Annotated in this window: 8 protein-coding genes; 1 reads left to right on the top strand and 7 read right to left on the bottom strand. The window is 69.6% G+C overall.

Translation table 11 applies throughout. The features are described 5' to 3' along the window. Positions 1-10 precede the first annotated feature (10 nt). The 3 genes from ACZ4MF_RS04890 to ACZ4MF_RS04880 all read right to left on the bottom strand — a co-directional run bounded on the left by ACZ4MF_RS04890 (position 11) and on the right by ACZ4MF_RS04880 (position 6,671). Complete coding sequence (locus ACZ4MF_RS04890; RefSeq protein ID WP_467489837.1) at positions 11-1,732, bottom strand: protein kinase family protein; 1,722 nt, start codon at positions 1,730-1,732, stop codon at positions 11-13. A 118-nt stretch (positions 1,733-1,850) separates the two neighbouring features. Continuing rightward, positions 1,851-4,244: a murein biosynthesis integral membrane protein MurJ gene (gene murJ / locus ACZ4MF_RS04885; RefSeq protein WP_467489835.1), complete on the bottom strand. Its 2,394-nt coding sequence runs from the start codon at positions 4,242-4,244 to the stop codon at positions 1,851-1,853. Positions 4,245-4,289: 45 nt separating this feature from the next. Beyond that, positions 4,290-6,671, bottom strand: coding sequence for a DUF6049 family protein (locus ACZ4MF_RS04880; RefSeq protein WP_467489833.1), 2,382 nt, complete (start codon positions 6,669-6,671; stop codon positions 4,290-4,292). 295 nt (positions 6,672-6,966) lie between these two features. On the opposite strand from ACZ4MF_RS04880, the gene ACZ4MF_RS04875 reads away from it, so the two are divergent. Next, positions 6,967-8,409 carry a CCA tRNA nucleotidyltransferase gene (locus ACZ4MF_RS04875; protein ID WP_467489831.1) on the top strand — a complete coding sequence of 481 codons (1,443 nt, stop codon included), beginning with the start codon at positions 6,967-6,969 and terminating at the stop codon, positions 8,407-8,409. A gap of 110 nt (positions 8,410-8,519) precedes the next feature. On the opposite strand, the gene ACZ4MF_RS04870 is transcribed toward ACZ4MF_RS04875, so the two are convergent. From ACZ4MF_RS04870 to ACZ4MF_RS04855, 4 genes are all read right to left on the bottom strand, one after another. After that, a complete protein-coding gene (locus ACZ4MF_RS04870) occupies positions 8,520-9,044 on the bottom strand; it encodes an LppU/SCO3897 family protein (RefSeq protein WP_467489829.1) in 525 nt (174 codons plus the stop codon). Between the two features lie 130 nt (positions 9,045-9,174). Further along, complete coding sequence (locus tag ACZ4MF_RS04865; RefSeq protein WP_467489827.1) at positions 9,175-10,437, bottom strand: MFS transporter; 1,263 nt, start codon at positions 10,435-10,437, stop codon at positions 9,175-9,177. A gap of 103 nt (positions 10,438-10,540) precedes the next feature. After that, a complete protein-coding gene (locus ACZ4MF_RS04860) occupies positions 10,541-11,623 on the bottom strand; it encodes an inositol-3-phosphate synthase (RefSeq protein WP_467489826.1) in 1,083 nt (360 codons plus the stop codon). A gap of 43 nt (positions 11,624-11,666) precedes the next feature. After that, complete coding sequence (locus ACZ4MF_RS04855) at positions 11,667-12,350, bottom strand: PadR family transcriptional regulator (RefSeq protein WP_467489825.1); 684 nt, start codon at positions 12,348-12,350, stop codon at positions 11,667-11,669. Positions 12,351-12,496 lie beyond the last annotated feature (146 nt).

Below are 12,496 nucleotides of genomic sequence, written 5' to 3'. Positions count from 1 at the left end.
GGGTGAGACGTCAGCCCGCGAACTGCACTTCGCCGATGGCCTGCTTGAAGCCGGCACCGGAGTACAGAGTGGGGTCGTACCCCGAGTTCGGTACGGCTGTCAGCCAGACGAGGACGTACTGCGTCTTCACTGACTTGGTCACCTTCACCGTAGCGGTGTTGTCCGTCGTCGTGACCTTGCCGATCTGGGTCATCGAGTCCAGCGATGCCGGCGCCAGCGAGTCGGCCACGTACAGCTCGACCGTCGTGTGGTCACCGCCGTAGCGCAGATCGATCGTGGCCGTGCTGAGCTGCTTGGCCGAACCCAGGTCGTAGACGATGCCGACGCCCGGCTTGTAGGGGGCGATGACCGGACCCGAGTTGAAGGTCCTGGTCCTCCAGTACGTGTTCTTGTCGCCGTCGTAAGTCTTGGGGACGTCGCCGGGGTGCTGGGGGTCGCCCTTGGCGACGAACTCCTGGCCGCCCTGGATCTTTATCGGCGTCGGCTTCGTCTTCGTGGTGCCCTTGTCGCCGTCGTTCGTCTGCTGGCTCTTGTTGGTGTCGTCGGACTTGCCGCCCTGGTCCATCAGCGCGTCCGCCAGCTGCCAGCTGCCCAGGCCGAGGGCCGCGATGAGCAGTGCCGACACCGCCCACTTCAGGGCCTTGCCGGTGCGGCTCTGGAGCGGGGGCGGCGGAGCCGCGATCGGCTGCGTGGCGCCGGCGTGCGGCGCCGGGCGGCCGTACGTGCCCTGCTGGTAGGTCGTGCGCTGGTACTCCGGCGGGGCGGCGAACGCCGGCTCCGGCGGGCGGATGCGAGGCATCTCGCCGATGGCCTTCACCAGTTCCTCCGGCGTGGTGCATGCGGCCTCGTGCCGGGACGCGGTGGCCCCGTCGTTGGCGAGCGCGCGCATGGCCAGCTCCGAGAGGCCCCGGTGGACACCGGCGCGCACCTGGTCGGGCGCGATGAGGCCGACGCCCTTGGGCAGCCCGGACAGGCCGTACGCGTCGCTCTCGTACGGCCAGCGCTGGGTCAGCGCCGCGTACAGCAGGGCGCCGATCGCCTCGGTGTCCGTGCGCTGCGGGGTGTCGGAGCTGATGCCGCGCAGCGCGGCGTTCACCGCGAGGCCGCGGATACGCCACTGCCCGGTCGAGGCACGCAGCACGGCGTTCGGGTTCAGCCGCAGATGGGCGAGACCCTCACGGTGCGCGGCAGCCATGGCGGAGGCGATCTGACTGACCATCTGGTAGGCGTCGTGCGGCTCCAGCGGTGCCGCCGCGAGCAGCGCGGTCAGCTCGGTGGCGTCGGGCAGCCACTCGTGCACGACGTAGACGAGGTCGTTCTCCTCGACAGCGTCCAGGACCTGGACGAAACGCGGGTCGCCCAGCAGGGCGGAGGAGCGGGCGGCAGCCAGGACGGAACGGGCCCGGGTGTGCTCCGCGGGCAGGATGTGGACGCCGACGGCACGGCGGAGTTTCTCGTCGACCGCACGCCAACTGCTGAATCCGTCCAGACGGGTGACGCACTCCTCCAGTCGGTAGCGTCTGGCGAGCTTGTGACCGCTGTGCAGTTCGGGAGACGACGTCTTCTCTCCAGGACCGTCGATTCCGCTGCTCCCCTGCGCCTTGTCGCTGCCCTTGTCCCGCTCCGGGTTCTTGGCCACCCCGTCGGCCGTGGACTGGTCCGCCTTGGCGGTCAGCGGCTGCTCGCCGCTGTTGTCTGCCACGTCGACGGCAGCCGTGCTCCGTTCCGCCACCGTCGTCCCTGCCTCCCCATCCGTTGCACGCTGTCCGACGCCGAAACCAATTGTGCCCACAGTCTGCCGCTATGCACGACACGCGGCGGCGGACGATGGTTGTGCGCCTACCCCCGCTTCAGCGGCCCAGACGTCCGCGGACCATGCCCACGAGCGAGTTGAGTTCCTCGATGCGCATGCGCCGGGCGGCGACGAAGAAGACACCGAGCAGGATGGCACCGCCGACGAGCAGCGCGGCGAAGGAGCCGACGACGCCCTGGCCGAGGCTGTGGCCGATGCCGTAGCAGGCGGCCCCGCTGAGCAGGGCCGCTGGTACGGAGGCGATGCACAGCCGCGCGTACGTCCGCAGCACCCGGGAGCCGTCCAGGTCGCCGCCGAGCCGCTTGCGCAGCCGCCGCCAGGCGACGCCCACCCCGATCGCGTAGGCCAGGCCGTACGAGGCGGCCATGCCGGCGACCGCCCAGCGGGCGGGCAGCACGAAGAAGCACAGCGCCGAGGCACCCGCGTTGACGACGGCGACGATGACCGTGTTGTAGAAGGGGGTGCGGGTGTCTTCATAGGCGTAGAAGGCGCGCAGGACGACGTACTGCACGGAGTACGGGATCAGGCCGAGGGCGAAGGCCATCAGCATGTAGCCCATGTTGGTGGCCTCGCCGGTGCCCGAGGAGCCGAAGATCAGCGTGCACATCGGGATGCCGAGGGCGAGGAAGCCGAAGGCGACCGGGACGATGGCGACGGCGGTGGTGCGCAGGCCCTGTGAGATGTCGTCACGGACCGCGCTCTCGTCGCCCTCGGCGGCCGAGCGCGAGATGCGCGGCAGCAGGGCGGCCATCAGGGACACCGTGATGATGGCCTGCGGCAGACCCCAGATCAGCTGGGCGTTGGCATACGCGGCGAAGCCGGTGCCGGCGATGCCGGAGTCCTTGCCGGCCGCCGTGGACAACTGCGTGACGATCATCGCGCCGGCCTGGTTGGCCAGCACGAACAGGATCGTCCACTTGGCGAGCATGGCGGCCTTGCCGAGGCCGTGGCCCTTCCAGTCGAACCGCAGCCGGATCCGGAAGCCCGTCTCGCGCAGATACGGGATCATCGCCAGCGCCTGGACGACCAGACCGAGCAGTACACCGACGCCGAGCAGGCGCTGGCCCTCCGCCGGGATGTTCGTGACCTTCATGTGGGAGTGGGCTGCGCTGCCGTAGACCCAGATGAACGCGCCGAGCGTCACGATGATGACGATGTTGTTCAGTACCGGGGTCCACATCATCGCGCCGAACTTCCCGCGCGCGTTGAGGATCTGCCCCATCACCACGTGGATGCCCATGAAGAAGATCGAGGGCAGGAAGTAGCGGGTGAAGGTGACCGCGACGTCGTTGGCCGCAGGGTTGGTGGCGACCGGGTTGGACAGCATGCGCACCAGCAGAGGCGCCGCGAACATCGCGAGACCGGTCAGCGCGGCCAGCGCCACCATCACCAGCGTCAGCAGCCGGTTGGCGAACGCCTCGCCGCCGTCCTCGTCCTCCTTCATCGCCCGCACCAGCTGCGGCACGAAGACGGAGTTGAGGCCGCCGCCGACGGTGAGGATGTAGATCATCGTCGGCAGCTGGTAGGCGACCTGGAAGGAGTCGCCGAGGAAGCCGAGGCCGAGCGCCGAGACGATCAGCGCGGAGCGGACGAAGCCGGTCAGGCGGGAGACCATCGTGCCCGCCGCCATCACGGCACTGGACTTCATCAGGTTGGCCGCCTTGCCGCCCTTCTTCGCGGACGCGGCGGGCGCCTCGGAGTCGGGGACGGCGGTCAGGGCCATGGTGGAGGCGGAGGCCTCCGGCTCCCCGCCGCCGTGCGGCCCGGCAGGCGCCGGTGCCGCGGCAGGGGTGGGTACCGGGGGCTGCGCGGGGTTGCCGGGCACGGCCGGGTAGGCGGTTGCGGCGTACGGGTCGCCCTGCTGCGGGCTCTGCCCGTATCCCTGCGGGTACTGGCCGGCCTGGCCGTACCCGGCGCCCTGCGCCGCGGCCGGCCCGGGGTAGGGCGAGGGATCGGCGGGCACGTGGCCGCCGCCCTGCTGCTGGTCCTTGAAGAGATGCGCGAAGGCGTCCGGCTCGTGGTGCTGCTCGCCGGAGTGCGTGACCAGGTCGTCCACTCCCACGAACCGGGTCGTGCGCGGGTTGTCGCCGTAGGGCAGGTACGGGCCCGCGCCCTCCGGCTCCGGCGCCGGGGTCTGCGCCCACACCCGGGGGTCGGGGGCGTGCGGCGACTGGTCGGGCGAGGCGTACATCTGCTGCTGACCGTAGCTGCCCGGCGGGGGCGGCGGGTGCGCGGCGCGGTCGTAGAGCGCCTCGGCGACCGGGTCCTGGGCGGCCAGGTCCTGCGCCCGGTAGGGGTCCTGGTCGTAGGCGTCCTGGAGGTACATGTCCGCCGCGTGCTGCGGCGGTACCTGGCCGGGCTCCGGCGGCGTCTCGGGGTAGCCCGAGCCGGCCGCGCCCTGGCCGCGATCACCGTCGTACGGCGCGTTCATGCTTACCCCACCTCATCGTCCCGGGCCCACCGGCCACGACATCGCTCAACGGTCCACTCTCTCACCCGTCCCGGACGGGTCGGCGTTTTCCGCAGCGGTGTCCGGCGCAGGGTCACTCGGCTGCTCCGGGTCGTCTGCCCCTGTGCTGAGGCCGGAATCACCGGGTTCCTGCGGGAGACGATCCGAGGGTGCGTCGGGGTTCCCGGGCTTGTCACCGGCCTCCCCTGCCGCGTCCGGACCGTCCTCGTCGGCCTGCCGGGCGGCCGCGCGCTTGCGCTGGGTGTACATCCGGAATCCCGCGAGGACGAGGAGCAGCACACCGCCGCCGATGACCAGCATCACGGTGGGCGTCACCTCGGTGACCTTCACGTCGAAGCTGACGGCGTCGCCGTACTCCTGGCCGTCCTCGGTGTACAGCTGGGCGACGACCGTGACCCGGCCGTTGGCGTTGGCCGCGGTGGCGAACTTCACGGACTGGCTGTGCCCGCCGGAGATCTCCACCGGCTGCTCGGAGTAGGCCTTCCCGCCGATCTTCAGACGCGTCGGGTTGGACGAGGTGAGGCGCAGGATCAGGTGGCCGACGGGCTGGACGAGATTGTTCTGGACGGTCACCGGGATCGTGGCGCTGCGGCCGGAGAGCTTGGTCTCCGACTTGTCGATCAGCTTGACCTGGGCGGCCAGATCGTCGAGCCACCCCTCCACACCGTCGCGGAAGCTGCCTGCGTCCCCACTCCTGCCGCGCCACGACGTGGACATCTCACGGTTTATGGCCCGCCCGAACGGCGTGACGACGCGAGAGCGGTCGGTGAGGATCACCTGAAAGTTGTCGAGCTTGTCCTGGGTGCGCGCGATCTGCTGGAACGCCGACACGGGCAGTTCCTGCTTGCGCAGCGAGGACGGGTAGTACTGCGTCGAGGGGATCTGCGTGGTGGCGTTCGGGTCCGGCTTGTCCTTGGCCGCCGAGGTGAGGTCCTGGGACTGTGACCAGTTCGCACCGTCGAGCGCCTTCAGTGCTGCCGCCATCGACTGGGCCTGGCTCGCCGTGGGCATCCGCTGCGGGGCGACGACGATGCTGCGCTGCTCGTCGGTCTGGGCGTTCACCTCAAGGCTCTGGGCCAGGAACTGCTGCACGGCCAGCGTCGAGGTGTCGGCCTTGGTCAGGTCGCCCTCGAAGGCCGTGGACAGCCGGGCGTCGGAGACCACCGCCGTGGTGCCTCCGCCGACCGGGCGGGCGGCGGAGGGCGTGTACGACAGCCCAGCGGTCTCCTGGAGGCTGTCGCTGCGGGCGATCACCCGGTCGGCTCCCGCGGACGTCGCGACCTTCATGATCGACGGGTCCACGGCACCCTCCACCGGCCAGGCGAAGTCCGTGGTCGGTGTGACATGTAGCACGGTTTTGACGGTGACGGCGGCGACGTCGGTGGCGTCCTTGAGGTGGCTGAGCGAGCCGGTGACGCCGGTGCCGTTGTGCGCGAGGGACGCCAGGTCCGGGTCGCCGAACGGCAGCGCGACGACCTCCTTGCCCGCCACCGCGTTCTGGAGGTCCGCCAGCCACTGCTTGGCGACCGCCTGGTGCGCCTTCGGGCCGGGTGTGGTCGTGCCGTTGTCACCGGGGAGCCGGTAGTTGCCGGTCGCCATCGCGTCCACGGAGGCCAGCAGGTCCGGGTCGATCACCCAGGTGACGTCGAGGTCCTTGCCGAGATCCACCATCTGGGCCAGCCGGCCGCCCGGAGCCAGCTCCTTGGCCAGGTCGGCGTTGAGGAACACCGGCGTCTGCAGCTCGCCGGCGCCCGTCTTGGCCGTCATGTGGACCGTGGAGATCAGCGGCCACAGGAACGTCGTCTTCGTCTTGGTGCCGGCGTCGGACGGCTGCCACGGCAGGAACGTCTGCTGGACGCCGAGCACCTGGTCCCAGGCCTGGGCGGAGGTCTGGCCGGACAGGGAGACGCCGAATTCGTAGACACCGTCCGCGCCGAGGTCGAGCTTGTCCACCGGAACGGAGATGCTGAAGTGCTCGGCGACGCCCGGGTCCAGCTTGGCGAACTTCTCCACGTACTTCCCGCCGACCTCGGACCCGGCGGCACTCTGCGGGTCGTCGGAGTGCTGGGCGATGCTGTCGATCTCCGAGCGGGTGGTCACCATGGGGCCCACCCGCAGGCCTACGTGGGCGCTGGTGACGGGCTGCTTGCCGTTGTTGATGACCGTGCCGGACACGGTCAGCGTGTCGCCGTCGGTGGGGGCGCTCGGGGTGAGCGTGTCCAGGGCGACGGACACCGTGCCCGAGGAAGCGGCCTGGGCGGGCACAGCAGCGGGCAACTGGAGCAGACCGGCCAGCAGTGGCGCTCCGGCGAGCAGCGCTCCGGCGCGCCGCACCCAGCGGCGGGCAGGGGAGGCACTGGTTGCCTGGAAGTCAGCCGCCTCGGCCACGCTCGCCCGTCCCTCGTCGTCAGTGGTCGTCGGAATGTGCGTCCACGCATGGTAACGAGGCGCGGAGAGCGGAAGTGCCGCGGTGCCCGTCACAAGATCGAAGAACTCCGGCGACCTGTCCTCTATATCCAGTATCGAGTGGAGAGCTTCCCAACGCCGCAAGAGCGGCTCTTACACGGGTATGCCGGAAGCTGTTCGGGCCCGCTTTCACCGGGCGGTCCCGTGATCTTCACCGGGCCGCCCCTGGATGAAATCGAGGACACCCTGGTCGCCGGGGCACGTACCCTCTTCTGTTGTGCCGAACCCCAACGAAGACACTCCCTCCGCCCTGAGCCAGGCGCAGCAGCGCGCGGTCGCCGAACTGCTGCGGGTGGCCCCCGTCGCCGACGATCTCGCCCGCCGATTCCAGGAGGCGGGGTTCTCCCTCGCCCTGGTCGGCGGATCGGTGCGCGACGCGCTGCTCGGCCGGCTCGGCAACGACCTGGACTTCACCACCGACGCCCGCCCCGAGGACGTACTGAAGATCGTCCGGCCCTGGGCGGACGCCGTCTGGGAGGTGGGCATCGCCTTCGGCACGGTCGGTGCGCAGAAGGACGGCTACCAGATCGAGGTGACCACCTACCGGTCGGAGGCGTACGACCGTACCTCGCGCAAGCCCGAGGTGTCGTACGGCGACTCCATCGAGGAGGACCTCGTTCGCCGGGACTTCACGGTCAACGCGATGGCCGTGGCGCTGCCGCAGAAGGAGTTCATCGACCCGCATGGCGGCCTGGAGGACCTGGCCGCGCGGGTGCTGCGGACACCGGGCACGCCCGAGGAGTCGTTCTCGGACGATCCGCTGCGGATGATGCGGGCCGCCCGGTTCGCGGCCCAGCTGGACTTCACCGTCGCCCCCGAGGTCGTCGCCGCGATGACGGACATGGCCAGGCGTATCGAGATCGTCTCGGCCGAGCGGGTCCGGGACGAGCTGAACAAGCTGATCCTCTCCACGCACCCCCGCGAGGGCCTGGCCCTGCTCGTCGAGACCGGGCTGGCCGACCATGTGCTGCCCGAGCTGCCGGCGCTGCGCCTGGAGCGGGACGAGCACCACCGGCACAAGGACGTCTACGAGCACACGCTGATCGTCCTGGAACAGGCGATCGCGCTGGAGCAGGAGGGCCCCGATCTCACGCTCCGGCTCGCCGCGCTGTTGCACGACATCGGCAAGCCGCGCACCCGTCGCTTCGAGAAGGACGGCCGGGTCTCGTTCCATCACCACGAGGTCGTCGGCGCCAAGATGACCAAGAAGCGCATGACCGCGCTGAAGTACTCCAATGAGCTGGTGAAGGACGTCTCGCGGCTGGTCGAACTGCACCTGCGCTTCCACGGCTACGGCACCGGTGAATGGACGGACTCCGCGGTCCGCCGCTATGTCCGTGACGCGGGGCCGCTGCTGGACCGTCTGCACAAGCTGACCCGCTCGGACTGCACCACCCGCAACAAGCGGAAGGCGGCCACCCTGTCCCGGGCCTACGACGGTCTGGAGGAGCGCATTGCCCAGCTCCAGAAGCAGGAGGAGCTGGACGCGATCCGCCCCGACCTGGACGGCAACCAGATCATGGAGATCCTGGGCGTCGGCCCCGGCCCGGCCATCGGCAAGGCGTACAAGTACCTGCTGGAGTTGCGCCTGGACAACGGCCCGATGGAGCACGACGCGGCGGTGGCGGCGCTCAAGGAGTGGTGGACCGAGCAGAGCTGAGGGAGCAGAGCGGGGTCATGTTTCACGTGAAACATGACCCCGCACGGCCTTCGGGGAACGGTGTGGGGCGGTGTTTCACGTGAAACACCGCCCCACCGCACATTCGAGTGTTACTTGTTGCTCCCCAGGCAGAGAACGAAGGAGTCGCTGCCTTCCTTCCACTCGATGGCAGCGGTCGTTCCCTGGACCGACTGGCAGGCGAGCATGGCCAGACTGGTGCTGCCGTCCTTCTTGAGCACCTTGTAGTCCGCCTTCGGGTCGCTGCAGCCCAGCTTCTGGATCTGCGGGTCCTTGTCGCTTCCCTTGTTCGTCAGGCAGTCACCGACGGCCAGCTTCTGAGTGTCGTCGGCCTTGTTGAAGTACCAGCCGCCGACGATGACGATGAGGCCGACGACGGCGCCGATGATGCGGATGTACTGCCGGACGCCGCGCTTCGGCCGCTGAGGAGGCACCGGTGCGTACGGCGCCATGCCCTGCTGGGGGAACCCGGGCTGGCCCGGCTGCTGCGGGTAGCCACCCTGCGGAGGGTAGGGAGCCTGAGGCTGGCCGCCCTGCGGGGGGTACGGCGCCTGAGGCTGACCGTACACCTGCTGGCCCTGCGCGAATGGGTTCTGGCCCTGGGGCGGAGTCGTCACGTGTGGGTCCCCCTATGAAGAAAGAGATGGGTGAGCAGCGCACATAAGTGGCGCGTAAGACGCACGTAAGCTACCGGGCCGCACTGACACTCCTGTAGCCCGGGGGAACTCTGTGGCTCTGATGTGACACTCACCGGCGTTCAAAGCGGCCCATAGCGACAGCAACCGCTCCGTAGAGGAGAGAGACGGTGACGACCAGCGTCGCCGAGCGGCCGTCCGGGGGCAGCATCAGGGCGGCCACTCCGGCCGCCCCGACGAATGCCACGTTGAACAGCACGTCGTACACGGAGAACACGCGCCCGCGGAAGCCGTCGTCCACCGAGGACTGCACGACCGTGTCGGTCGCGATTTTCGCGCCCTGGGTGATGAGGCCCAGCACGAAGGCGGCGACCAGGAGCGGCTCGATGGCGAAGGGGAGGCCGAGAGCGGGTACCAGGACCGCGGCCGCGGCGGAGCACGCCACGATCCAGCGAGCGGGGCCGAGCCGTCCCGCCGCCACGGGGGTGACCGCGGCCGCCGCGAAGAATCCCGCCCCTGAGGCCGCGAGCACCAGCCCGAGCAGCCGGAGCCCCTCCTCGGGGCTGCTGGAGAGGGCGTACCGGCAGAGCATGAGCAGCAGGACCAGCAGGGCGCCGTAGCAGAAGCGCATCAGCGTCATCGCGGCCAGTGCCCAGGCGGCTTCTCTGCGCCGGGGCGCGGCGAGGTGCCGGACGGCCGCCACCAGATCCCGTGCCGTGTCGGCCAGCGCGCTGCGCAGCCGTGGCCGCGCCGGATGCCGGTCGGGCCCGAGAAGCGCCCGGGGCAGGCTCAGGGAGGTCAGGCCCGCACAGAGATAGAGGAGTGCGCCCAACAGGACCACCGCGGCGTCGGAGTCCGCCGCCACGAGCCGTACGGCGAAGGCCAGGCCGGCGCCTGCCGTCGCGGCGAGCGTGCCGGCCGTCGGGGACAGGGAGTTGGCCAGCACCAGGCGCTCGGCGTCCACCACGCGGGGCAGGGACGCGGACAGCCCGGCGAGGACGAAGCGGTTGACGGCCGTGACGCACAGCGCGGAGACGTAGAAGAGCCAGTTCGGGACATGGCCGAGCATCAGCACGGCGGTGACCGCTGCCAGCAGGGCGCGCAGCAGATTGCCGTACACGAAGACCTGTCGGCGTCGCCAGCGGTCCAGCAGGACACCCGCGAACGGGCCGACCAGGGAATAGGGGAGCAGCAGCACGGCCATCGCCGAGGCGATCGCCGTGGCCGAGGTCTGTTTCTCCGGCGAGAAGACGACGTACGCGGCGAGCGCCACCTGGTAGACGCCGTCGGCGCCCTGGGAGAGCAGGCGGACGTACAGCAGGCGTCGGAAGTACCGAAGACGCAGCAGGACGCGCAGGTCACGCACGACGGGCATGCCGCCCAGCCTCACATATGCGGAAGGTCCCCGGGTCGGGAAACCCGGGGACCTTCACAGCCCTGGCAGGAGCGTTTGCGTGCGAGCGGTCGCGCCGGCGCTTTTAGCGCTCGACCTCGCCGCGGATGAACTTCTCGACGTTCTCGCGGGCCTCGTCGTCGAAGTACTGGACCGGCGGGGACTTCATGAAGTACGAGGACGCCGACAGGATCGGACCGCCGATGCCGCGGTCCTTGGCGATCTTTGCGGCGCGCAGGGCGTCGATGATGACACCCGCGGAGTTCGGGGAGTCCCAGACCTCGAGCTTGTACTCCAGGTTCAGCGGGACGTCACCGAAGGCGCGGCCCTCGAGACGGACGTAGGCCCACTTGCGGTCGTCCAGCCAGGCCACGTAGTCGGACGGGCCGATGTGGACGTTCTTCTCGCCGAGGTCCCGGTCGGGGATCTGGGAGGTGACGGCCTGCGTCTTGGAGATCTTCTTGGACTCCAGGCGCTCGCGCTCGAGCATGTTCTTGAAGTCCATGTTGCCGCCGACGTTCAGCTGCATGGTGCGGTCCAGGATGACACCGCGGTCCTCGAACAGCTTCGCCATGACGCGGTGCGTGATGGTGGCGCCGACCTGGGACTTGATGTCGTCACCGACGATCGGCACACCGGCCTCGGTGAACTTGTCCGCCCACTCCTTGGTGCCGGCGATGAAGACCGGGAGGGCGTTGACGAAGGCGACCTTGGCGTCGATGGCGCACTGGGCGTAGAACTTCGCCGCGTCCTCGGAGCCCACGGGCAGGTAGCAGACCAGGACGTCGACCTGCTCGTCCTTCAGGACCTGGACGACGTCGACCGGCTCGGCCTCGGACTCCTCGATGGTCTGGCGGTAGTACTTGCCGAGGCCGTCGAGGGTGTGGCCGCGCTGGACGGTGACACCGGACGTGGGCACGTCGCAGATCTTGATGGTGTTGTTCTCGGAGGCGCCGATCGCGTCCGCGAGGTCGAGGCCGACCTTCTTGGCATCGACGTCGAACGCGGCGACGAACTCGATGTCACGCACGTGGTAGTCACCGAACTGCACGTGCATCAGGCCGGGGGCCTTGGACGCCGCGTCGGCGTCCTTGTAGTACTCGACTCCCTGCACCAGCGACGCGGCGCAGTTGCCCACGCCGACGACGGCTACGCGAACCGAACCCATTCCGGTTGCTCCCTGTGTGTACGAGTGAGGCCCTGACTGGGACTCACGTGGCGGTGTCGCCGGGCGTATCCGTCCGGGGGGTGTCCCCGGCACGGGGCAGGCCGCCCGTCGATCCAGTGGTGGTGTCCTGCGGAGCGGCCCCCCGGGACGTGGAACCCTTCAGGTCCCGCCCCGCCCGCTCGCTCTCGATGAGCTCGTTCAGCCAGCGCACTTCGCGCTCCACGGACTCCATCCCGTGGCGCTGGAGCTCAAGTGTGTAGTCGTCGAGGCGCTCCCGCGTGCGCGCCAGGGAGGCGCGCATCTTCTCCAGGCGCTCCTCCAGGCGGCTGCGCCGCCCCTCCAGTACGCGCATCCGCACATCGCGCGACGTCTGCCCGAAGAAGGCGAACCGTGCGGCGAAGTGCTCGTCCTCGTAGGCGTCGGGGCCGGTCTGCGAGAGCAGCTCCTCGAAGTGCTCCTTCCCCTCCGCCGTCAGCCGGTAGACGATCTTGGCGCGGCGTCCGGCGAGCGGAGCGGCGAGGGCGTCCTCATGGGTGTTGCCCGGTTCCTCGATCAACCAGCCGCTCGCGACCAGCGTCTTGAGGCAGGGATACAGGGTCCCGTAGCTGAACGCACGGAACACCCCCAGGGACGTGTTGAGGCGTTTGCGCAGCTCGTAGCCGTGCATCGGGGACTCGCGCAGCAGACCGAGCACGGCGAACTCGAGGATGCCGGAACGTCGGCTCATCGTCGCCTCCTCTCGGTCCCGCAGCTCTCTCCCGCGGGTCTCGCAGTGCCTCTCAGCTTCTTTATCTCGTGCTGATGTATCGACTCGATACATCATGACGATAGAACGGCCGTCGGCAGGCGACAAGAGGGGCGACGGTGAACGGG

It is taken from the genome of Streptomyces sp. NPDC025793 (assembly GCF_055558375.1).
The sequence above is the reverse complement of the archived record's forward strand: the minus strand, read 5'-3'. Positions and strand labels throughout refer to the sequence as shown.